The sequence below is a fragment of the Streptomyces sp. NPDC034084 genome (assembly GCF_055575535.1).
Genome location: NZ_JBVISK010000005.1, coordinates 643,796 through 665,953 on the forward strand (window position 1 = coordinate 643,796; position 22,158 = coordinate 665,953).

General features: G+C 73.4%; 20 protein-coding genes and 1 pseudogene. 12 read left to right on the plus strand and 9 right to left on the minus strand.

The window, feature by feature from the left end:
* Nucleotides 1-27: 27 nt before the first annotated feature.
* From ACZ51I_RS21525 to ACZ51I_RS21540, 4 genes are all read right to left on the minus strand, one after another.
* Nucleotides 28-714: a hypothetical protein gene (locus ACZ51I_RS21525; RefSeq protein ID WP_468878129.1), complete on the minus strand. Its 687-nt coding sequence runs from the start codon at nt 712-714 to the stop codon at nt 28-30.
* A 41-nt stretch (nt 715-755) separates the two neighbouring features.
* A complete protein-coding gene (locus tag ACZ51I_RS21530) occupies nt 756-1,328 on the minus strand; it encodes a SigE family RNA polymerase sigma factor (RefSeq protein ID WP_366036813.1) in 573 nt (190 codons plus the stop codon).
* 248 nt (nt 1,329-1,576) lie between these two features.
* The gene (locus ACZ51I_RS21535; RefSeq protein WP_468878132.1) at nt 1,577-2,503 is read right to left on the minus strand and encodes an HhH-GPD family protein; all 927 of its coding nucleotides are present in this window, start codon (nt 2,501-2,503) and stop codon (nt 1,577-1,579) included.
* 33 nt (nt 2,504-2,536) lie between these two features.
* Entirely contained in the window at nt 2,537-3,220 is a 684-nt protein-coding gene (locus ACZ51I_RS21540; RefSeq protein ID WP_468878134.1) for a phosphatase PAP2 family protein, read from the minus strand.
* A gap of 223 nt (nt 3,221-3,443) precedes the next feature.
* Here ACZ51I_RS21540 and ACZ51I_RS21545 point away from each other — a divergent pair, with 223 nt between their 5' ends.
* Nucleotides 3,444-4,307, plus strand: coding sequence for a hypothetical protein (locus ACZ51I_RS21545; protein ID WP_468878137.1), 864 nt, complete (start codon nt 3,444-3,446; stop codon nt 4,305-4,307).
* Between the two features lie 48 nt (nt 4,308-4,355).
* On the opposite strand, the gene disA is transcribed toward ACZ51I_RS21545, so the two are convergent.
* Together disA and radA are read right to left on the minus strand one after the other, a co-directional pair.
* Entirely contained in the window at nt 4,356-5,480 is a 1,125-nt protein-coding gene (gene disA / locus ACZ51I_RS21550; RefSeq protein WP_468878140.1) for a DNA integrity scanning diadenylate cyclase DisA, read from the minus strand.
* Nucleotides 5,481-5,587: 107 nt separating this feature from the next.
* Nucleotides 5,588-6,994: a DNA repair protein RadA gene (gene radA, locus ACZ51I_RS21555; protein ID WP_468878143.1), complete on the minus strand. Its 1,407-nt coding sequence runs from the start codon at nt 6,992-6,994 to the stop codon at nt 5,588-5,590.
* 196 nt (nt 6,995-7,190) lie between these two features.
* Here radA and ACZ51I_RS21560 point away from each other — a divergent pair, with 196 nt between their 5' ends.
* The gene (locus ACZ51I_RS21560; RefSeq protein ID WP_468878145.1) at nt 7,191-8,966 is read left to right on the plus strand and encodes a BACON domain-containing protein; all 1,776 of its coding nucleotides are present in this window, start codon (nt 7,191-7,193) and stop codon (nt 8,964-8,966) included.
* Here ACZ51I_RS21560 and ACZ51I_RS21565 read toward each other — a convergent pair.
* Entirely contained in the window at nt 8,963-9,850 is an 888-nt protein-coding gene (locus ACZ51I_RS21565) for a DUF3109 family protein (protein ID WP_468878148.1), read from the minus strand. The two genes, ACZ51I_RS21560 and ACZ51I_RS21565, sit on opposite strands and share 4 nt — an antisense overlap.
* Nucleotides 9,851-9,891: 41 nt before the next feature.
* On the opposite strand from ACZ51I_RS21565, the gene ACZ51I_RS21570 reads away from it, so the two are divergent.
* The 4 genes from ACZ51I_RS21570 to ilvD all read left to right on the plus strand — a co-directional run bounded on the left by ACZ51I_RS21570 (nt 9,892) and on the right by ilvD (nt 14,369).
* Entirely contained in the window at nt 9,892-10,824 is a 933-nt protein-coding gene (locus ACZ51I_RS21570; protein ID WP_468878151.1) for a Ppx/GppA family phosphatase, read from the plus strand.
* A gap of 106 nt (nt 10,825-10,930) precedes the next feature.
* On the plus strand, nt 10,931-11,770 hold the full coding sequence (locus tag ACZ51I_RS21575) for a sugar phosphate isomerase/epimerase family protein (RefSeq protein WP_468878154.1): 840 nt from the start codon (nt 10,931-10,933) through the stop codon (nt 11,768-11,770).
* Nucleotides 11,767-12,378 carry a TetR/AcrR family transcriptional regulator gene (locus tag ACZ51I_RS21580; protein ID WP_468878157.1) on the plus strand — a complete coding sequence of 204 codons (612 nt, stop codon included), beginning with the start codon at nt 11,767-11,769 and terminating at the stop codon, nt 12,376-12,378. Before ACZ51I_RS21575 ends, ACZ51I_RS21580 begins: the two co-directional genes overlap by 4 nt.
* A 137-nt stretch (nt 12,379-12,515) precedes the next feature.
* Complete coding sequence (ilvD, locus tag ACZ51I_RS21585; RefSeq protein WP_468878159.1) at nt 12,516-14,369, plus strand: dihydroxy-acid dehydratase; 1,854 nt, start codon at nt 12,516-12,518, stop codon at nt 14,367-14,369.
* Nucleotides 14,370-14,431: 62 nt separating this feature from the next.
* Here ilvD and ACZ51I_RS21590 read toward each other — a convergent pair whose 3' ends face one another.
* Nucleotides 14,432-16,600 (minus strand): protein kinase domain-containing protein, encoded by a 2,169-nt coding sequence (locus tag ACZ51I_RS21590; RefSeq protein WP_468878161.1) that lies wholly within the window; start codon nt 16,598-16,600, stop codon nt 14,432-14,434.
* Nucleotides 16,601-16,763: 163 nt separating this feature from the next.
* On the opposite strand from ACZ51I_RS21590, the pseudogene ACZ51I_RS21595 reads away from it, so the two are divergent.
* The 5 genes and pseudogenes from ACZ51I_RS21595 to proC all read left to right on the plus strand — a co-directional run.
* Nucleotides 16,764-17,009 (plus strand): annotated as a pseudogene (locus tag ACZ51I_RS21595) (SH3 domain-containing protein); the annotation flags it as partial.
* A 35-nt stretch (nt 17,010-17,044) separates the two neighbouring features.
* Complete coding sequence (locus ACZ51I_RS21600) at nt 17,045-17,527, plus strand: hypothetical protein (RefSeq protein ID WP_468878164.1); 483 nt, start codon at nt 17,045-17,047, stop codon at nt 17,525-17,527.
* Between the two features lie 81 nt (nt 17,528-17,608).
* Entirely contained in the window at nt 17,609-18,466 is an 858-nt protein-coding gene (locus ACZ51I_RS21605) for an ABC transporter ATP-binding protein (RefSeq protein ID WP_468878237.1), read from the plus strand.
* On the plus strand, nt 18,463-19,200 hold the full coding sequence (locus ACZ51I_RS21610; RefSeq protein ID WP_468878167.1) for an ABC transporter permease: 738 nt from the start codon (nt 18,463-18,465) through the stop codon (nt 19,198-19,200). Before ACZ51I_RS21605 ends, ACZ51I_RS21610 begins: the two co-directional genes overlap by 4 nt.
* 84 nt (nt 19,201-19,284) lie before the next feature.
* Complete coding sequence (gene proC / locus ACZ51I_RS21615) at nt 19,285-20,094, plus strand: pyrroline-5-carboxylate reductase (protein WP_468878169.1); 810 nt, start codon at nt 19,285-19,287, stop codon at nt 20,092-20,094.
* 4 nt (nt 20,095-20,098) lie between these two features.
* Here the strand turns inward: proC and ACZ51I_RS21620 are convergent, their stop codons facing one another.
* Entirely contained in the window at nt 20,099-20,686 is a 588-nt protein-coding gene (locus ACZ51I_RS21620) for a cysteine hydrolase family protein (RefSeq protein WP_468878172.1), read from the minus strand.
* A gap of 45 nt (nt 20,687-20,731) precedes the next feature.
* Between ACZ51I_RS21620 and ACZ51I_RS21625 the strand changes: the two genes are divergently transcribed.
* The gene (locus tag ACZ51I_RS21625) at nt 20,732-21,778 is read left to right on the plus strand and encodes a GlxA family transcriptional regulator (RefSeq protein ID WP_468878174.1); all 1,047 of its coding nucleotides are present in this window, start codon (nt 20,732-20,734) and stop codon (nt 21,776-21,778) included.
* The last annotated feature ends 380 nt before the right edge of the window (nt 21,779-22,158 follow it).

Consider the following 22,158-nt stretch of genomic DNA (forward strand, 5'->3'; position numbering starts at 1 on the left):
GGTCGGTGCGTTCTCTCGGTCCACGGCTCAGCCGGCGGGGGGTTCGCTCGGCGCGGGCGTCGCGCCGTCGCCCCCGTCGTCGCCGACGGCCCGGCTGTAGTCGTTGTGCACCCAGTCGTGCTGGGTGAACCTGCTCCCCGACCAGCGGTAGGTGATCACGTCCTCGCCCGAGGGGTACGCGACCGGGTCGCCCTTCGCGTACACCTGCTTGGTGACGACGAGATCGCCCCGGTCGATCGTGGCGTAGACGGCGGCGTCCTCGGCCATGAACACGTTCTCGTACCGGTCGCTCTGCTTCCGGTAGACGTACGTGCCGATGCCGACGGCGTCACCGCAGGTCATCACGTTGACGACGACGTCGGGGGCGGAGGTGTTCGTCAGATTGCCGTAGGAGGCGTCCACCGGGTACGCGTCCGCGACGCAGGGCTTCAGATCGCTCTTGAGCCGCTCGCCGATCTTCGGGTCGGCCTTCAGGAGCGCGACCGGATCCACCCGCTCGGCCGACTGCGGGCCGGCGGTGGAGGAGGCGGAGGGGGTGGGCGCGGCGGCGGCGATCTCGTCCGTGCGGGCGGCGCCCTCGTCGCGGGAGCCGGTACCGCCGGTGGAGCAGGCGGCCAGGGACAGCCCGACGGCGACGAGCCCGGCCGTCGCCGTGACGCTCGCCGCCTTGACGGTACGGCGGCGGCGCCGGATCGCGTCCCGGTCGTCGCTCACACCGTGGTGCTCTTCGTGTGGTCTGCCGTCGGGCTCGCCGTCTAGGCCGCGCACCGCTCCCGCCCCCCTTCGTCACCTCGTACGGTCGCCCGCTCCCCGGTCCGCCCCAGGGCGCGGGCGTCGAGGTCACGGCTCTCCAGCTCCTGGCGGAGCCGGGCGAGCGCGCGGTGGAGCGTCGACTTCACCGTACCCGTCGACATGCCGAGCGCCGCCGCGGTCTCCTCGGTGCTCATCTGCTCCCAGTGCCGCAGGACGACGACGCTGCGCTGCTTCGGTGCGAGCACCTTCAGGACGTCCATGAGGAGGGCGCGGTCGGCGTGCTGCTCGGTCGGGTCATCGACGCTCGCGTCGGGCAGCTGCTCGGTCGGCACCTCTTCGAGCTTGCGGGAGCGCCACCACTCGGTCCGGGTGTTGATCATGACCCGGCGCAGGTAGGCGTCGGCGAGGGACTTGTCGGCGATGCCGTCCCAGCGGCCGTACGTCCGGGCGAGCGCGGTCTGCAGGAGGTCCTGGGCGTCGACGGGGTCGGCGACGAGACGGCGGGCGCTGCGCAGCAGCGCGTCCTGCCGTGTGCGTACGTACTCCTCGAAGTCGAGCACCTCGCCGTGCCTCATCCGAACCGCCTCCGCTCCCCGTGACCTGCTTCGTACCTCGTGTCGTCGCCGACGCTACGGAGCGGTTGTCACGGGGCTGTGCGGGGCAGCCGTCGGTGGACGCACGGCTACCCATCGGTTGTGTAACAGCGGGGGCGGAAGAGGTTTCGGGGGGCCGGTCGGAGGACAGCGGGAGGCCGGTGCGAGGGCGAGGGCCTCAGGATGGCGCGAGCCGGTCAGCAGTGGGATGCCGTGCGAGGGCGACGCCCTCAGGACAGCGGGAGCCGGTACCGGTCGCCGTCCAGCGGCTCCACCAGACCGTCCGCGACCAGCCCGTCCAGGGCCCTGGCCCGCTGCACCGGCTCGTCCCAGACCGCGTCCAGGGCCGCCTGCGGCACGGGGTCCGCCGACTCCCGCAGCACGGCGAGGAGCCGGCCCCGCACCTGCCGGTCGGTCCCGGCGTACGTCTGGCCCCGTCGCGCCGGACCGTCGTGCGCCGGCTTCCCCGCGAGCCGCCAGGCGCACCGGTCGGCGATCGGGCAGCGCCCGCAGTCCTCGTTCTTGGCCGTGCACACCAGCGCGCCCAGCTCCATGGAGGCGGCCGCCCAGCGGGACGCCGTCGTCTCGTCCTCCGGCAGCAGCGCGCGGGCGAGCCGCCGCTCGGCGGCCGTGGTCGCGTTCGGCGGGTACTGGACGCCGGTCGCCGCCCGCGCGAGGACCCGGCGCACGTTGGTGTCCAGGACCGCGTGCCGCTGTCCGTACGCGAAGGAGGCCACCGCCGCCGCCGTGTACTCGCCGATCCCGGGCAGCGCGAGCAGCTGCGCGTGGTCGCTGGGTACGTCGCCGTGGTGCCGTTCCTTTATGGCGACGGCCGCCGCGTGCAGCCGCAGCGCGCGGCGCGGGTAACCGAGCCGGCCCCAGGCGCGGACCGCCTCGCCGGGGGCCTCGGCGGCCAGGTCGGCCGGGCGCGGCCAGCGCGCCAGCCACTGCTCGTACACCGGCAGGACCCGGACCACCGGGGTCTGCTGGAGCATGAACTCGCTGACCATGACGCCCCAGGCGCCGGCCTCGGGGCGGCGCCAGGGCAGGTCACGGGCGTGCCGGTCGAACCAGGCGAGGACGGGCCCGTGCAGCTCGGCGGGGAGCACCGGGGTGGCGGGGGCCTCGGAAGCGGGGGGAGTGTCGATGGAAGTCATGGCACCCCCGATCCTGGCACGTCCCCGGCGCGATCAGTACGCGCCGTGGCGCGCGCGGGAGCGCCGCTCGGAGGGCGCGGGAGCGTGCGCGGAGGCGTGCGCGCTCGGCCCGCGCCCCGCGCACCAGGCCACGGCCGAGCTCCGGCTCGACCGGGCCGTCTCCACGAGCGACCGTACGGGCCGCTCCGCCGCCCGCATCACGACGAAGGCGATCAGGGCGCCGAGCAGCAGGCCGGCGGTCACGTCGTGCGGGTAGTGGACCCCGGCGAAGACCCGGGAGAAGGCCATGAGCAGCGCCATCGGGACGGTCAGCCACACGAGCCCGCGCCAGGACAGGGCGAGCGCGATCGCGGCGGCTCCCGCGATGGCCGAGTGGTTGCTGGGGAAGGACCAGTCGCCGTGCGGCGGGCAGGTGACGAGCGAGACGGGCGCGCCGGCGACCGCGCGGCACGGCCGTTCCTCGTCGATCAGGGACTTCAGTGCCTCGCTGGCCACGTAACCGAAGGCGGTGGCGACCGGGGCGAGCAGCGCCAGTGCCATCGCCCGGCTCGACCCCTCCCGGGAGCGCCACCAGCCGGCGAGGAACAGCACCCCGAAGAGCAGCAGCCCGAGCTCCGTCCACATCTCGGCGAGCCACTGGAACCAGTGGGGCGTGGAGTGGGCGAAGTCGGCGACGTCGAGATACAGACGGTCGGAGAGGTCGAGAAGGGTGTTCATGGTGCATGACGCTAACCGGAATCCGGAGTCCACCGCCCCGGGCCGACGGCCAGAGGGACCCCTGACGAAAGTGGGGGGCCCGGGATTCACACCGGTTCCGCACGTTTCCGGCCGGGTTCCGTGAGGGTTCCCGGAACCCATGGATGTGATCATCGGCAAAACTTGAGGTCTTGGGCGGCGGGTGGGGCGGGAGTTGGGCCGGATCTCTCGTAAGGTTCGGGTCGTGGGATCTTTGCGCAATCCGGTCGGGCCGCTTCCCTCCACCATCTACTGGCGACGGAGGGCGGTGGCGGCGTGCCTGGTGGCGCTCCTCGCGCTGCTCGCCGTCTGGGCGGTCACCTCCGGTGACGGCGGCGGGAAGAAGGGGAACGACGCCTCCAACGGCTCGTCGCCGACCCCGCCCTCGATCACCCCCGGACCCTCCGGCACCGGCCCGGCGATCAGCCAACAGCCCGGCGGACGCGACGAGTCGGACGACTCCGGCGGCACCGCGGGCGACGACGGCGGTGCGGGAGACTCCGGTACGGACGCGGGCGCCGACGCCGGCACGGACGCGGGTACGGATTCCGGCGCCACGGGCGCGGCGGACACCGCGGGCACCGGCAAGAACGGCGACACCGACGGCGCAGGCGGCGACGGAGGCGCGAGCACCGGCGCGGGCCAGCAGGTCCCGGCCGACTCCCCGCTCCCCAACTGCCCCGCCGGAGCCCTCCAGTTGACGCTGCGCTCCACCAAGGTCACCTACGAGGCAGGGGAGAAGCCCCGCTTCCACCTCGTCGCCAAGAACACGTCGAACACCACCTGCAAGGCCGACTTCGGGCCCCGTAGCGCGGTTCTGACGATCAGTGACGCCCGGGACGACGAGGTCTGGTCCACGGCCGACTGCCCCCGCCCCGGCAACCCGGTCCTGCTGCGCGTCCCCGCCCACGCCACCGTCACCCACACCGTGGAGTGGGACCGCGGCCGCAGCGCCCCGCAGTGCGCCACCGCCCCGGCGGGCCAGGCCGGCCCCGGCACCTACCTCGTGGAAGCCACGATGCCGGGAGCGAAGGTGCTCCCGGCATCGTTCAGGCTCGCGAAGGACTGAGCGGCCTCCCGGGCCTCGGAGGTCCCCCTCCGGGCCCCGGACCCGGTCTCAGACGTACCGCTCCAGGATCGAGGACTCCGCCAGCCGCGACAGGCCCTCGCGGACGCTGCGGGCGCGTGCCTCGCCGACACCGTCGACGGTCTGGAGATCGTCGACGCTGGCCGCGAGCAGCTTCTGCAGCCCGCCGAAGTGCTCCACCAGACGCTCGATGATCGCCCCGGGCAGCCGCGGCACCTTCGCCAGGAGCCGGTAGCCGCGCGGCGAGACCGCCGAGTCGAGGGTCTCGGGCGAGCCGCTGTAGCCGAGGGCCCGCGCCACGACCGGAAGCTCCAGGAGCTCGGTGTGGGTGAGCGCGTCCAGCTCGGTCAGCGCCTCGGCGACCGTCCGCGAACGCTTCGCCGTCGGCTCCGGAACGTAGTCCCGGATCACCAGCTCCCGCTCCGGCTCCACGCCCGCGATCAGCTCGTCGAGCTGGAGCGAGAGCAGCCGTCCGTCGGTGCCGAGCTCGACGACGTACTCGGCGATCTCGGTGGCGATCCGGCGGACCATCTCCAGACGCTGCGCGACCGCGGTGACGTCCCGGACCGTGACCAGGTCCTCGATCTCCAGGGCGGAGAGCGTGCCCGCCACCTCGTCGAGCCGGAGCTTGTACCGCTCCAGGGTCGCCAGCGCCTGGTTGGCGCGGGAGAGGATCGCGGCCGACTCCTCCAGGACCCGGCGCTCACCGTTCACGTACAGCGCGATCAGGCGCATGGACTGGGAGACGGAGACGACCGGGAAGTTGCACTGCTTGGAGACCCGGTCCGCGGTGCGGTGGCGGGTTCCGGTCTCCTCCGTGTGGATGGAGGCGTCCGGGACCAGCTGCACACCCGCGCGGTGGATCTTGGTGATGTCCTTGTCGAGGACGAGCGCGCCGTCGAGCTTGCACAGCTCGCGCAGGCGCGTGGCGGTGAACTCGACGTCCAGCACGAAACCGCCGGTGCACATCGAGTCGACCGTCTTGTCCAGGCCGAGAACGAGGAGACCGCCCGTGTTTCCCCGGAGGATCCGCTCCAGGCCGTCGCGCAGCGCGGTGCCCGGCGCGACCGCGCTCAGGGCGGCGCGCATCAGCGCTTCGTTGCCGGAGCCCGCGCCGGACTTTCCAGGAGCTGCTGCCCCGTCCTTGGCTGCCACTGCACTCCTCCGGCTCGTACGGATGGGCGAGACCAGGGCAAAGTCTAGCGACACCGCCCCGCGGGGGTGGCGGGCATGCGCTCCGAGGGGCCGCGGCGGGCCCCTCGTCAGCGGGCCGGCGCGTCCTCGGCCGCCTTCGTTCTGCGGCTCCGTGGCAGCACCCGCAGCGCCTCTCCCATGTCCGCGACCTCCGTCACCGTCATCCCGGCCGGCACCTTCCCGGGGTCCGAGGGGACCAGCGCGTGCGTGAAGCCGAGCCGGTGCGCCTCGGCGAGCCGCCGCTGCACGCCCGTCACCCGCCGCACCTCGCCCGCGAGCCCGACCTCGCCGATCGCGACCAGGTTCTTCGGCAGCGGGGTGTCGCTCGCCGCGGAGGCCAGCGCGAGCGCGATGGCCAGGTCGGCGGCGGGCTCGGTGAGCTTCACGCCGCCGACGGTCGCGCTGTAGATGTCCCGCTTGCCCAGCGCGCTGATCCGCCCGCGCTGCTCCAGGACCGCGAGCATCATCGACACCCGGGAGGTCTCCAGACCCGAGGTCGTCCGCCGCGGTGACGGGATCTGCGAGTCGACGGTCAGCGCCTGCACCTCGGCGACGAGCGGCCGGCGGCCCTCCAGGGTCACCGTCAGGCAGGTGCCGGGCACGGCCACGTCCCGCCGGGTCAGGAAGAGCCCCGAGGGGTCGGCGAGCCCCGTGATCCCCTCGTCGTGCAGCTCGAAGCAGCCGACCTCGTCGGTCGCCCCGTACCGGTTCTTCACACCCCGGACCAGGCGCAGCCGCGCGTGCCGGTCGCCCTCGAAGCTCAGGACGACGTCGACCAGGTGCTCCAGGAGACGCGGCCCAGCGATGGCCCCGTCCTTCGTGACGTGACCCACGAGGAGCGTCGACATGCCGCGCTCCTTCGAGGCCCGGATGAGCGCACCGGCGACCTCGCGGACCTGGGCCATGCCGCCGGGCGCGCCGTCGATCTCGGGGGAGGCGACGGTCTGCACCGAGTCCATGATCAGCAGCGAGGGCTTCACCGCGTCGAGGTGCCCGAGGACGGCCGAGAGATCGGTCTCGGCCGCCAGGTACAGGTGGTCGCTGAGCGCGTTGATCCGGTCGGCGCGCAGCCGGACCTGGCTCGCGGACTCCTCGCCCGTGACGTACAGCGTGCGGTGCTCGTCGCTCGCCGCCTTGGCCGCCACGTCGAGCAGGAGCGTGGACTTGCCGACGCCGGGCTCGCCCGCGAGGAGCACGACGGCGCCGGGCACCAGCCCCCCGCCCAGGACCCGGTCCAGCTCGTCGACGCCGGTCGAGCGGGCGGTCGCCTGCCGGCCGTCTACCTCCCCGATGGGGACGGCGGCGGTGGAGACGCGACCGGCGGCGGTCGTCCGGACGGCGGGCGCGCCGTACTCCTCGACCGTCCCCCAGGCCTGGCACTCGGGGCAGCGGCCGAGCCACTTGGCCGTCTGCCAGCCGCACTCGGTGCAGCGGTAGGACGGCCGGTCCTTGGCGGTTTTCGTACGGGCAGCCATGAGCGACACCGTATCCGCCGCCACTGACAACCGTCCGCGGTCGTCCACAGGAGACGGCCGCGCTGCTCCACGGAGACACCGTCACGTCACCGGAACCCCGGGTTCCTGTCCTCTTTCGAGCGATACCTTCACCCGTAAGAATGAGAATGGAGCATCCGGTACGAAGAGTGCCCCGGGTCCTGCCTACGGTCGCCCAGTGACGAGCAGCAGGCTGGAAACCCCCGGACGCACCACCGGCGCACATCGGGCGCACCGCACCACCGACCAGGGACCGCGCACGCTCGGCCGGCGTCCCCCCGCCCGTTACGAGGCCGCCCTCGACGGCCTCTTCACGTACTGCCTCTCCGTGCTCTGCGACCACGACACGGCCACCGCCGTCCTCGGCGACGTCCTCGCCGTCGCCGAGCGCCACCACGGCCGCTGTCCCTCCGACGAGGACGGGCGCACGGCCTGGCTGTACGCCCTCGCCCGCTGGGCCTGCCTGCGCAGTCTCGGCGAGCAGCGCCGCAAGCGCCAGGGCGCCCACACCGGCCGCCCGGCCGTCACCGCCCCGGAGCCGCCCCGGGTCTCCGAGGAGACCGCCGAGCGGCGCCGCTCCGAGCTCGCCCTGCTCGCCTGGCCCGAGGCGGCCGGCACCACGCCCGAGCAGCGCGAGGCCCTGGAGCTCGCCGTGCGGCACGGCCTCAGCCACCGCCAGGTCGCCGCCGTGCTCTCCCTCGACCCGCTCGCCGCCCGCGAACTCCTCGCCACCGCGGGCTGCGAGGTCGAGCGCACCCGCGCCGCCCTCGCCGTCGTGGAGACCGGCAGCTGCCCCACCGTCGCCCGGCTCACCGGCGACCACCAGGTGCTCCTCTCGGCCGCCCTGCGCGCCGAGCTCGTCCGGCACGTCGACGACTGCCCCCGCTGCCGCCGCGCGGCCGAGCGGGTGGGCGCCGCCGGTCCCTGGCCCGGCGCCTCGGCCCTCCCGGCGGACCGGCTGCCGCTCGTCGAGGCGCCCCGGGCCGCCGCGTACATGGCGATGCTGCACGTCCCGCGCGCGCGTGCCGGCGCCCCGCGCTTCGCGCCGACCGGCTTCCCCGTGGACCCCAAGGATCACGTCGCCCGCCGCGACCGGCTGCGGGCCCGCGCGGTGACCACCACCGTCGTCGCCGCCGTGGTCGCCGCCCCCGTCCTCGCCCTGTGGACCTCCTACCGCGGCGCCCCGGCCACGGACACCGCGGGCCACGACGGGTCCAGGATCAGCGCGCGCGAGGCGGACGAACCGGTGGGCCCGGACGGCGCCCCCTACGACCGCTACGAGAACGCCGGCAACGCGAGCACCACCCCCGAGCCGGGCTTCACCCAGGGCAGCCGCGCCCCCGACGTCTCCGTCGAGGTCGTCAGCCCCGGCGCCCCCACACCGTCCCGGCCCGGCGAACCCGCCACCGGCTGGATCACCGTCGCCGCCGCCGGCCACGGCGACGTCACCCTGCTCACGCTGACCGCCTCCGGCGGCTCTCCCGTCGACTGGTCGCTGTGGACGGACGCCCCCTGGCTGTACGTGAGCCGGGCCTCCGGCACCCTCCGCCCCGGCGAGAAGATCACCGTCACCGTCCGCGTCGACCACGGCCGGGAACCCGCCGGCGCCTGGAGCGCGCGGATCGGCGTGAACCCCTCGGGCGCGGTCGTACGGATCGACGGCTACGCCCCGGCCAAGCCGCCGACCGGCCGGGTCGTCACACCCCCGCCGATCACGACGACGGAACCGACGACCCCGCCCACGTCTCCGCCGACCTCTCCGCCGACCTCTCCGCCGACGACGGAGCCCACCACCCCGCCCCCGTCGACGACGGACCCGACGACGCCGCCCACGAACTCGCCGACGACGGACCCGACCACCCCGCCCCCGTCGACCGAGGAACCCCCGCCGGGGACCTCGGACCCGGGCACACCCCCACCGTCGACGGAGGGACCGTCCCCCTCGTCTTCCTAGGCCACGGGATCAGCCGGATGCGGGGCCACCAGCGGCAGCTGCGAGGCGAGCCGGGCCTCGCACAGCCCGGCCAGGACCCCGTATGCCTCCTCGCCCATCATCTCCACGAGCTCCGGCCGGTACGAGACGTAGACCGGCTCACCGCCCACGTGCGCCGACGACGCCGTCGTGCAGTACCAGTGCAGATCGTGACCGCCCGGGCCCCAGCCGCGCCGGTCGTACTCGCCGATCGACACCTGGAGCACCTTGGTGTCGTCGGGCCGGTCGATCCAGTCGTAGGTCCGCCGCACCGGCAGCTGCCAGCACACGTCCGGCTTCGTCTCCAGCGGCTCCCGGCCCTCCTTCATCGCCAGGATGTGCAGCGAGCAGCCCGCACCGCCCGCGAAACCCGGGCGGTTCTGGAAGATGCAGGACCCCTCCCAGCGGCGGGTCTGCCGGTCGCCGTCCTCGTCGACCTGCACCCAGCCCGACTCCGTACCGACGTCGTGGAACTGCCACAGCTCCGGGCCGAGCCGGGCCACGTGCTCCGCGACCCGCTTCTCGTCGTCCTCGTCGGAGAAGTGCGCGCCCAGCGTGCAGCACCCGTCGTCGGCGCGGCCCTCCTGGATGCCCTGGCAGCCGTTGCCGAAGATGCACGTCCAGCGCGAGGTCAGCCAGGTCAGGTCGCAGCGGAAGACCTGCTCCTCGTCGGCCGGATCCGGAAACTCCACCCACGCGCGCGCGAAGTCGAGGCCCTTCTCGTCCGGCTCCCCGGCTTCGTCCCGCTTCTGCTTCCCGACCTTGACCGCCTTCACGGCCTTCGCCGCGTGCGCGGTCCTGGCCGCCGTCACGCCGCCGTCGCCGCCACGGTCTTTGTCCTGCTTCGCCTTCTTCGTCTTTGGCACACCACCAAGCGTATGCGGGGAGGCGCAGTACCGTTCCGCCCATGAGACTCGGAGTCCTCGACGTCGGTTCGAACACAGTGCACCTCCTGGTGGTGGACGCCCACCCCGGCGCCCGGCCGCTGCCCGCCCATTCGCACAAGGCGGAGCTGCGGCTCGCCGAACTGCTCGACGAGCGGGGCGCGATCGCCCCCGGCGGCGTCGAGCGGCTCATCGCGACCGTGCGGGACGCGCTCCTGGCCGCCGAGGACAAGGGCTGCGAGGAGGTGCTCCCCTTCGCGACCTCCGCGGTGCGCGAGGCCAGCAACGCCGACGCGGTCCTCGCGCGCGTGAAGGACGAGACCGGGGTCGACCTCCAGGTCCTCACCGGCGAGGAGGAGGCCCGGCTCACCTTCCTCGCCGCCCGCCGCTGGTTCGGCTGGTCCGCCGGCAAGCTGCTCCTCCTCGACATCGGCGGCGGCTCCCTCGAAGTCGCGTTCGGCATCGACGAGGACCCGGACACGGCGGTCTCCCTGCCCCTCGGCGCCGGCCGCCTGACGGCGGGCTGGCTTCCGGGCGACCCGGCCGACGCCGCCGACGTGAAGGCGCTGCGCCGCCACGTGCGCGCGCAGATCGCCCGTACGGTCGGGGAGTTCAGCCGCTTCGGCCGCCCCGACCACGTCGTGGCCACCTCCAAGACCTTCAAGCAGCTCGCCAGGATCGGAGGGGCGCCCGGCTCGGGGGAGGGCCTCCACGTGCAGCGGATCCTGTCCCGCGCGTCCCTGGAGGAGTGGGTCCCGCGCCTCGCCGGCATGACCGCTCCCGAGCGCGCCGCCCTCCCGGGCGTCTCGGAGGGCCGCGCGGGACAGCTCCTCGCGGGCGCGCTCGTCGCGGAGGGCGCGATGGACCTGCTGGGCGTGGAGGAGCTGGAGATCTGCCCCTGGGCCCTGCGCGAGGGCGTCATCCTGCGCCGCCTGGACCACCTGCCCGGACACTAGGGCGAGCGTCGGGCACGACAGGACCGCGCGCCGTACGGGGCCGCACGCGTCCCGCCGTGACCGGAACCACGCCCCGGCCCCCCGGCCCGCCCCGTACCCTGTCTCCGTGGCAGAACCAGTGGTGCGCATCCCGGATGCGAAGGTCGCCCTGTCGACGGCCTCGGTCTATCCGGAGTCGACGGCGACGGCCTTCGAGATCGCCGCGCGCCTCGGGTACGACGGTGTCGAGATCATGGTGTGGACCGACCCGGTCAGCCAGGACGTCGAGGCGCTGCGCCGCCTCTCCGACTACCACCAGGTCCCGATCCTGGCCGTGCACGCCCCCTGCCTCCTCATCACGCAGCGCGTCTGGTCCACCGATCCCTGGGTCAAGCTCCAGCGCGCCCGGTCGGCCGCCGAGCGGCTCGGCGCGTCGACGGTCGTCGTGCACCCGCCGTTCCGCTGGCAGCGCCAGTACGCCAAGGACTTCGTGACCGGCATCTGGCGGATGGCGGACGAGACGGACGTCCGCTTCGCCGTCGAGAACATGTACCCCTGGCGGTACAAGGACCGCGAGATGCTCGCGTACGCCCCCGAGTGGGACGTCACCAAGGACGACTACCGGCACTACACGATCGACCTCTCGCACACCGCGACCGCCCGCACCGACGCCCTCGCGATGATCGACCGCATGGGCGACCGGCTCGGCCACGTCCACCTCGCCGACGGCAAGGGCTCCGCCAAGGACGAGCACCTCGTCCCCGGGCGCGGCACCCAGCCCTGTGCCGAGCTCCTGGAGCGGCTCGCGCTCTCCGGCTTCGACGGGCACGTCGTCATCGAGGTCAACACCCGCCGCGCGATGTCAGCCGCCGAACGCGAGGCCGACCTCGCGGAGGCCCTCGCCTTCACCCGCCTCCACCTGGCCTCCGCCACCCACCGCCCGGCCGAACGGGCCCCCCGCCCATGACCGATCCGGCCCCGCGCCGGCGCGGCCGCCCGTCCCGTACCGAGGAGGAGAGCGGACCGGGCGCGCGCGAACGCATCCTGGAGGCGGCCCGCGCCCAGTTCGCCGAGCGCGGCTACGACAAGGCCTCGGTGCGCGGCATCGCCAAGGCCGCCGGCGTGGACCCGGCGCTCGTGCACCACTACTTCGGTACGAAGGACGAGGTCTTCGCCGCCGCGATCGAGGTCTCCTTCGAGCCCACGGCCATGCTCCCGGCGATCCTCGGCGGCCCGCGCGAGTCCATCGGCGAACGGCTCGCGCGGTTCTTCATCGGCGTCTGGGAGAACCCCGCCTCCCGCGCCCCGCTCCTCGCGATCGTCCGCTCCGCGCTGACCCACGAGGCGGCGGCCAAGGTGCTGCGGACCTTCGTGCTGCGCCGGCTCCTGGAGCGGATCGCGGCCGATCTCGACGTGCCGGACCCGGGCTTCCGCGCGGAACTGGCCGCCTCTCACATGATCGGGATCGTGATCATGCGGTACGTGATCCAGGTCGAGCCGCTGGCCTCGGCGGACCCGGAACGGATCGTGGAACAGGTGGCGCCGACCCTCCAGCGGTACCTGACGGAAGCCTGAACAGGCCGCACACGACGCGACCTCTCCGACCGTCCGGGACGTGAACACCCGTCCCGCATGCCGGACACCTTGTCCGGATCTTGGAGCGTGGGCGTACGCTCGAAAGCAAGCACACCCATCACGAGGAGCGAGCGACGATGCCCCAGCTGAGGTCCCGCACTGTCACCCACGGCCGCAACATGGCGGGCGCACGCGCCCTTATGCGCGCCTCCGGTGTACCCGGCGCGGACATCGGCCGGAAGCCGATCATCGCCGTGGCGAACTCCTTCACGGAGTTCGTCCCCGGCCACACCCACCTCCAGCCGGTCGGCCGGATCGTGTCCGAGGCCATCACCGCCGCCGGCGGCATCGCCCGCGAGTTCAACACGATCGCCGTCGACGACGGCATCGCCATGGGCCACGGCGGCATGCTCTACAGCCTGCCCTCCCGCGACCTGATCGCGGACAGCGTGGAGTACATGGTCGAGGCGCACTGCGCCGACGCCCTGATCTGCATCTCCAACTGCGACAAGATCACCCCCGGCATGCTGATGGCGGCCCTCCGCCTCAACATCCCGACGGTCTTCGTCTCCGGTGGTCCGATGGAGTCCGGCCGCGCCACGCTCGTCGACGGCTCGGTCCGCACGCTCGACCTGGTCGACGCGATCTCCGATGCGGTGAACCCGAAGATCTCGGACGAGGACATCGCCCGGATCGAGGAGAACGCCTGCCCGACCTGCGGCTCCTGTTCCGGCATGTTCACGGCCAACTCGATGAACTGCCTGACCGAGGCGATCGGTCTCTCCCTCCCCGGCAACGGCACGGTGCTCGCCACCCACACCGCCCGCAAGGCGCTCTACGAGAACGCGGCCCGCACGGTCGTCGACCTCACCCGTCGCTACTACGACGAGGACGACGCCTCCGTCCTGCCGCGCTCGATCGCGACCCGCGGGGCCTTCGAGAACGCCATGGCCCTCGACATCGCCATGGGCGGCTCCACCAACACGATCCTGCACCTGCTCGCCGCCGCCCAGGAGGCCGAGCTCGACTACGGCCTGCCGGAGATGGACGAGGTCTCGCGCCGGGTGCCCTGCCTGGCCAAGGTCGCCCCGAACGTCGCCAAGGACCGCACGTACTACATGGAGGACGTGCACCGGGCCGGTGGCATCCCGGCCATCCTCGGCGAGCTCTACCGCGCGGGCCTGCTGAACGAGGACGTCCACGCCGTCCACGCGCCCTCCGTCAAGGAGTGGCTGGAGACCTGGGACGTGCGCGGCGGCTCCCCCTCGGAGGAGGCCGTCGAGCTGTGGCACGCGGCCCCCGGCTGCGTCCGCTCGGCGACCGCGTTCTCCCAGTCGGAGCGCTGGGACACCCTCGACACGGACGCGGCGAACGGCTGCATCCGTGACGCGGCCCACGCGTACTCGAAGGACGGCGGCCTCGCCGTCCTGCACGGCAACCTCGCCGCCGACGGCTGCGTCGTGAAGACCGCCGGCGTCGACGAGTCCATCTGGACCTTCGAGGGCCCGGCCGTCGTCTGCGAGTCGCAGGAGGAGGCCGTCGAGAAGATCCTGAACAAGCGGGTCAAGGACGGCGACGTGGTCGTCATCCGCTACGAGGGCCCGAAGGGCGGCCCCGGCATGCAGGAGATGCTCTACCCGACCTCCTTCCTGAAGGGCCGTGGCCTGGGCAAGACCTGCGCCCTCGTCACGGACGGCCGCTTCTCGGGCGGCACCTCGGGCCTCTCCATCGGCCACGCCTCGCCGGAGGCGGCCTCGGGCGGCACGATCGCGCTCGTCGAGGACGGCGACCGCATCCGTATCGACATCCCGAACCGCTCGATCGAGCTCCTCGTCGACGACACCACCCTCGCGGCCCGCCGCGAGGCCCTCGGCGGCGTGTACGCGCCGAAGAACCGGGAGCGCAAGGTGTCGGCGGCGCTGCGGGCCTACGCCGCGATGGCGACGAGCGCCGACAAGGGCGCGGTCAGGGACGTGACCAAGCTGGGCTGAGCCCGGCGGACGTACGGGTGAGGGGAGCGGGTCCCGGACCCGCTCCCCTCACTCGTACGTGCTCACCAGGACGCCGGATCGCGCGCGTCCACCGCGAACACCGAGCCGTCCGGCGCCGTACCGAACACCCGGTCGCCGGCGACCAGAGGCGCGGGCACCCGGGGCGCGTACCCGAGGCGGCCGTTCCGCAGCCGCGGCCGGGTCTGGCCGACGAGCGCCCCGCGCGCTGTGTCGACGGCGAGCAGCCGGCCGTCCTGGACCGAGAAGTAGAGCCGGTCGCCGGGGCCGAGGACCGGCGTGGACACGTTCCCGGCGGCCGTCTCCAGATCCCACAGCATCCGGCCCTTCGGGGCGGCGGTGTCGAAGGCGGTGAGTCGCCCGTCGGCGTCGAGCAGATGGACGACGGCGCCGCGCACGGCGATGCCCCGCAGGTCGATCCGGTAGGGCAGGGCCAGCGTGCGGACGGCCCCGGGCCCGCCGTCGCGGCCAGGCCCCAGGAGCACGAGGGCGTCGACGAGGGAGGCGTCGCGGAGGGACGCGAGGACCAGCGTTCCGTCGCCGGTGCGGCCCAGCGGGTCCAGGTTGCCTTCCAGGTTCCGCTGCCACACCACCTCGCCGGTGGCCGGGCGGATCGCGCCGACCCGGGTGTGCGTCCCGTAGTCCGAGGTCTCCGACACGGTGAGGAGCCCCGAGGGCGCGTCGTACGGCCCGGGGCGCGGCACCCCGAAGCCGGTCAGGCCGTGCCGCCACAATTCCTTGCCGCCACGGGCGTCGACCGCCCGGATGCCCCCGACGCCGTCGGCCAGGACGACGGCGCCACCGGCCGGCCGGTGCACCTCCGGGTGCTCCGCGCGCGCGGTCCATCCGGGGGCGCCGTCCCCCGCCGCGTACGCCCGCAGGGGAGCCGTCGGAGCGGCGGCGCCCACCAGACCGTCCGCGAGGAGCACGGGGGCGTCCGGCGCCTCCTGCTCGACGGGCGCTTTCCGTGACCAGAGGATCCGCCCGGTCACCGGGTCGAGCCGGGCGAGGCCGACGCCCCGGGCCGCGCAGTACAGCGCGGCCCCGCCGTGGACGCAGGCGGGCGCGGCCGAAGGGCCGTGCTCCTGGAGCCCGGTGTGCCAGCCCGCGAAGGAGGTGGCCACCTCGGCCGGGCTCGTCGGGGTCTCGGGCCCGCCGTCCGCCGGCCGGCTGAGCGCCGCGTACAGACCGGCCGCGGTCAGCGCGAGCGCGGCGGCGACGGCGATCGTCGGCCGCGGCCGGACCCGCACCCTCGGGCCGCGCGGGGGCGGGACCGGCGCGGGAGCCCGTACGGGCGTGTCCGCGTCCCACGCGGGCGCGTGGCCGCCGTCGCCCTCGGGCAGGGCGGGTCGCCGCCGCTGTGCCGGTATGAAGGCTTCCGCCGCGTACGAGGGAGGCAGCAGCGCCTGCATGATCTGCGCCGGGGTCGGCCGCTCGACGGGGTCCTTGGCGAGACAGCGGGCGACGAGCGGCGCCAGGTCCGCGGGCACCCCCGTCAGATCGGGCTCGTCGTGGACGACCTGGTACGCCACGATGTAGGGGCTCTCGGAGTCGAACGGGCCGTGCCCGGTCGCCGCGTGCACGAGGACGGAGCCCAGCGCGAACACGTCCGCCGCCGGCCCGACCTCCCTCGGCCGCTGGAACTGCTCGGGCGCCATGAACGGCGGGGAGCCGATGAGCTTGCCCGTCTCCGTGTGCAGATCGCTGTCGACCGGCCGGGAGATCCCGAAGTCGATCACCTTCGGGCCGGTGTCGGTGAGCAGGACGTTGCTGGGCTTGAGGTCCCGGTGGACGACCCCGGCGCGGTGGATGTCGCGCAGGGCCTCCGCGAGCCCCGCGGTGAGCCGGCGCAGCTCGGCGGGGGACAGCGGGCCGTTCCGCTTCACCTGGTCGGCGAGGGTGGGGCCGGGCACGTAGAGGGTCGCCATCCAGGGGCGTACGGCATCGGGGTCGGCGTCGACGACCGGCGCGGTGAAGGCCCCGCTGACCCGGCGGGCGGCCGCGACCTCCTGGCGGAAACGCGCCCTGAACTCGGGGTCCTCCGCATACCGTGCGTGCACGACCTTGACCGCGAGCCGCAGCCCGGAGGCCGAGCTCGCGAGGTGCACGACGCCCATGCCGCCGGACCCCAGAGGTGCCTGGAGGCGGTAGTCGCCCGCGTACTCGGGCCCCTCCGCTTCCCGGTCGGCACCGGTACCGCGCAACGGTGGCATCGCCCACCCCCGTGTGAGTCCCCGTCACATCGCGCGCGTGCGCGACCCGACGGAGCCTAGTCCATGGTGCCCGCGATGTCGGTGGGGCTTGCTAGCCTGCGCGCGTCGCGGAGAGTGAAACTCGGCGCAGCGCTTTTGCGCCACAGGGGGAGGCATCATGACCACGCGCTACGAGGTCGCGCCCGGCTACCGGGTCAACGTGCGCTCGGGCCCGAGCACCGGGTACCCGATCGTCCGGGTCCTGCCGCTGGGCGCCACGGTGGCGATCCACTGCCAGAAGTACGGCGAGTGGGTGAGCGGCCCGTACGGCACCACCAACGTCTGGGACAACATAGCGCCGGGCGAGTACGTCTCCGACGCCTATGTGCACACAGGCAGCGACGGCCTGGTCGCCCCGCGCTGCGCCTGAGCCCTTCACCGTCGGCCCCGGGGATAATCGACCCCGTGAGCGACGAAGAGCAGACCCCCCGCACGACCGCTGAGCCCTCCGGGCCGCAGCCGGAGGAGATCCGCTTCTTCGGCACGACCTGGGTCGACCACAGCGGTCACTACGCGCTGCGCCGCGCCGGCCTGGCCGCCGGCGCGCTCGCCGCCGCCGTCGCGGGCTGCTTCGTCCTGCGCTTCGCCTACGAGGGCCTGCAGATCGCCGATGTCGGCGGCATCGCCAACGCCCTCGTCGTCGTCATGTTCGCGGTCTGCAGCGCCATCGCCTTCCGGAAGACCTGGGAGGGCTTCGTCCGCCGCCCGGCCGACCCGGCCCGCGAGGAGTCCCTGCGCAGCCTGAAGGCGATCGGCTTCATCGGCTCCCTGCTCGCCTACGCGGCCCGCTGCTTCGTCGAGGCCCCGGGCGAGCAGCTGCACCGCACGGAACACGAGACGGCCGTGGCCCAGTACCAGAAGCGCCGGGCCCGCAAGAAGCGGAAGTAGACCCGCCCACCACCGCCCCGTGTCAGGACCCCTACCGGGTCCTTGACGGCGGGCACCCCCAGGCCCATTATTCATCACGTGATGAATAAACCGGCGGGCAGCCCCACAGACGCGGCCCTCACCGCGCCGACGGGCGCGCCCGCAGAAGCAGCCGTCCCCACGCCGGCCGGCGACCTCGCACACCCAGCCGTCACCGCGCGGAACCTCACCGCCACCCGAGGCGACCGCCCCGTCCTCCGCGGCCTCGACTTCACCGTCCAGGCAGGCCGCATCACCGGCCTCCTCGGCCCCTCCGGCTGCGGCAAGACCACCCTCATGCGCGCGATCGTCGGCACCCAGGCCAAGGTCCGAGGCACCCTCCAGGTCCTCGGCCACCCCGCCGGAGACCCCGCCCTCCGCTCCCGCATCGGATACGTCACCCAGGCCCCGTCCGTCTACGACGACCTCACCGTCCGCCAGAACCTCGACTACTTCGCCGCCGTCCTGCTCCCCGGCCGCGCCCACCGCCACGACCGCCGCACCGCCGTCGACCGGGCCGTCGAGGACGTCGACCTCACCGACCACGCCGACTCCCTCGCCGGCCGGCTCTCCGGCGGCCAGCGCAGCAGGGTCTCCCTCGCCGTCGCCCTCCTCGGCACCCCGGAACTCCTCGTCCTCGACGAACCCACCGTCGGCCTCGACCCCGTCCTCCGCCGCGACCTGTGGGACCTCTTCCACCGGATCGCCGCCGACCGGGGCACCACCCTCCTCGTCTCCTCCCACGTCATGGACGAGGCCGAGCGCTGCCACCGGCTCCTCCTCATGCGCGAGGGCGAGATCCTCGCCGACGACACCCCCGAGGCCCTCCGCCACCGCAACGACACGGCCACCGTCGAAGAGGCCTTCCTGCACCTCGTCGACGCGGCGAACACCCGAGCCGCCCACCAGGAGCGACCGTGAACGCGAACCGCACCCTCGCCACCTCCGCCCGCGTCCTGCGCCAACTGCGTCACGACCCGCGCTCGATCGCCCTGATGATCCTCGTCCCCTGCCTGATGCTCTTCCTGCTCCGCTACGTCTTCGACGGCAGCCCGCGGACCTTCGACAGCATCGGCGCCTCACTCCTCGGCATCTTCCCGCTCATCACGATGTTCCTGGTGACCTCCATCGCCACCCTCAGGGAGCGCACCTCCGGCACCCTGGAACGCCTCCTCGCCATGCCCCTCGGCAAAGCCGACCTCATCGCCGGCTACGCCCTCGCCTTCGGGCTCGTCGCCGTCCTCCAGTCCGTCCTGGCCACCGGCCTCGCCGTCCTGGCCCTCGGCCTCGACGTCGTCGGCTCCCCCTGGCTCCTCCTCCTGGTGGCCCTCCTCGACGCCCTCCTCGGCACCGCCCTCGGCCTCTTCGTCTCCGCCTTCGCCGCGTCCGAGTTCCAGGCCGTCCAGTTCATGCCGGCCGTGATCTTCCCCCAGCTCCTGCTCTGCGGCCTCTTCACCCCGCGCGACCGCATGGCCCCCGCCCTGGAGGCGATCTCGAACGTCCTCCCCATGTCGTACGCCGTCGACGGCATGAACCAGGTCCTCCGCCACCCCGACGTCACCGGCGACTTCGTCCGCGACACCCTCGTCGTCGCCGGCTGCGCCGTCCTGGTCCTCGGCCTCGGCGCCGCCACCCTCCGCCGCCGCACCGCCTGACCGCCCCTCGGACACCCCACGCGCCCCGGGCCCCACCGGTGAAAGGATGTCCAAAAGGCCCCCTCCGGCGAGGTGAACAGACCCATGACCCAGACCGTCGCAGTCCTCGGCACCGGCAAGATCGGTGAAGCGCTCCTCAGCGGCATGATCCGCGCAGGCTGGCGCCCCGCGAACCTCCTGGTCACCACCCGCCGCGCAGAACGCGCCGAAGAGCTCCGCACCCGCTACGGCGTCGAGACCGTCACCAACGCCGAAGCCGCCAAGCGCGCCGACACCCTCATCCTCGCCGTCAAGCCGCAGGACATGGGCCGCCTCCTCGACGAGCTCGCCCCCCACGTCGCCGCCGACCGCCTGGTCATCAGCGCGGCGGCCGGCATCCCCACGTCCTTCATCGAGGACCGCCTCACCGCCGGCACCCCCGTCGTCCGCGTCATGCCGAACACCCCCGTCCTCGTCGACGAGGGCATGTCCGTCATCTCGGCCGGCAGCCACGCCACCCCCGAGCACCTTGCCCACACCGAGGAGATCTTCGGCGGCGTCGGCAAGACCCTCCGCGTCCCCGAGTCCCAGCAGGACGCCGCCACCGCCCTCTCCGGCTCCGGACCCGCGTACTTCTACTTCCTCGTCGAGGCCATGACCGACGCCGGCATCCTCCTGGGCCTGCCCCGCGCCCAGGCCCACGACCTCATCGTCCAGGCCGCCATCGGCGCCGCCGTGATGCTCCGCGACAGCGGCGAGCACCCGGTCAAGCTCCGCGAGGCCGTCACCTCACCGGCCGGAACCACCATCAGCGCCATCCGCGAGCTGGAGAACCACGGCGTACGGGCCGCCCTGATCGCCGCCCTGGAAGCGGCCCGCGACCGCAGCCGCGAGCTCGCCTCCGGCAACAGCTGACCCCCTACTCCGCCGAGGCCCCCTTCACCACGTCCTCCGTGGTCACGACCCGGGCGAACCGCCCACCGTGCAGCGACACCGCCGTCGCCCGGGTCAGCTCCTCCGCCGTCTGCGTCCAGCCGAACGGCCCGGCCAGATCGAAGGTGTGCATCGCGTCCAGCGCGAACAGCACGTCGTACCCGAGGTTCCCGCCCATCCGGGCAGTCGTCTCGTTGCACATGTTCGTCTGGATCCCCGCCACCACGAACTGCCCGACCCCGGCCCCCTTCAGCCACGCGTCCAGGTCCGGCTCCCCGTAGAAGGCGGAGTTCACGGACTTCGTGACGAGCAGCTCAGGACCCGACGTCTTCCCCCGCCGCTCCTCGACGAAGTCCTTGAACCCGTTCCCCTCCGTCCCCGACTCCAGCGGCGAACCCGCCTGTGACGAGTCGTGCCGCACGAAGACGACCGGCCGCCCCGTCTCCTGCCACACGTCGATCAGGGCCGCGATGTTCCGCTCGGCCTCCGGATTGTTCCGACGCCCCCAGAACTCCGACTCGAAGCCCTTCTGCACGTCGACGACCACCAGCGCTGCGTTCTCGTTGATCTCCATGACCACGATCCTCCCGCCGGCCGCCCCCACCACCCAGAGGGACGAATGCCAGCGATCGATGCTTTACTGCCAACCGTGCCACGGACCCCCGCACCCCGCCCCCAGCGCATCGCCCTCGTCGCCTTCCCCGGCATCCGCGCCTTCGACCTCTCCGTCATCACCGAGGTCTGGGACAGCGACCGCACGCTCCGAGGCGTCCCGCCCTTCGAACTCCGCAGGACCGCCACCGACCCGCACACCCCCATCCCCCTGCGCGGCGGCCTCACCCTCACCCCCGACCGCCCCCTCACCTGGCTCGACGACCTCACCCCCACCGACCTGGTCGTCGTCCCCGGCATCGAGGACCCCGACGCCGACCTCCCCGCACCCGTCCTCGACGCCCTCCGCCGCGCCCACACCGCCGGCGTCCCGGTCGCCTCGCTCTGCGCCGGCGCCTTCGTCCTCGCCCGCGCGGGTCTCCTGGACGGCCGCCGAGCCGTCACCCACTGGCACCTGGCAAGCACCCTGGCCATCCGCCACCCGGCCGTCCAGGTCGAACCCGACGCCCTCTTCGTCGAGGACACCGGCATCTGGACGTCGGCCGGAACCGCCGCGGGCATCGACCTCTGCCTCCACCTCGTCCGCACCGCCCACGGAGCCGAAGCCGCCGCCGCGATCGCCCGCTCCATGGTCACCGCCCCGTTCCGTACGGGGACCCAGGCGCAGTTCATCGAGCACCCCACGCCCCGCGCCGATCGCGACGCCGACGCCCTCGCCGCCGTACGCGCCCACGCCCTGGCTCACCTCGCCGAACCCCACACCGTCGCGAGCCTGGCCGCCCTCGCCGGCATGTCCCCCCGCTCCTTCGCCCGCCACTTCCAGGCCACGACGGGAACGACCCCCCTCCACTGGCTCATCACCCAGCGCGTGGCGGCAGCCCAGAAGCTCCTCGAACGCACCGACCACCCCCTCCCCGAGGTCGCCCGCCGCGCGGGTTTCGGCAGCGAGGTCACGATGCGCCAGCACTTCGCCGCCCACCTGGCCACCAGCCCCCGCGACTACCGCCAGGCCTTCCGTCACCCGGGCAGCGCGAGGCGCACGGACCAGGGTTGACACGCCCCCTCCCCCTGCGTAGTGTTCTCCGAGTTGTCCGACGTGAGCACCGACCCCGGTCGGCCCCGGACAGCCATTCCGCAAGATCCACAGAAGCCGACGCGGCTTTGCCGCGCCGTCTCGTTTTCCGTGCGTTTTTGCGAAATGAGGAATTCGCGTTCGAAGGTCTGAGCGCAAGCCGCCCGATTAGCGTCGGGGGTAGGGAATCCGCTAAAGTCTCACTCGTCGGAACGGCCCAACAGCCGGAAAGACAAACCCCCCTGACTGGGAATCAGACGCCGAAAGGATCTGATAGAGTCGGAAACGAAGGAAGCGCCCGGAGGGCCTGGAAACAGGAACGAAGGAAGCGTCCGCACCTTGAGAACTCAACAGCGTGCCAA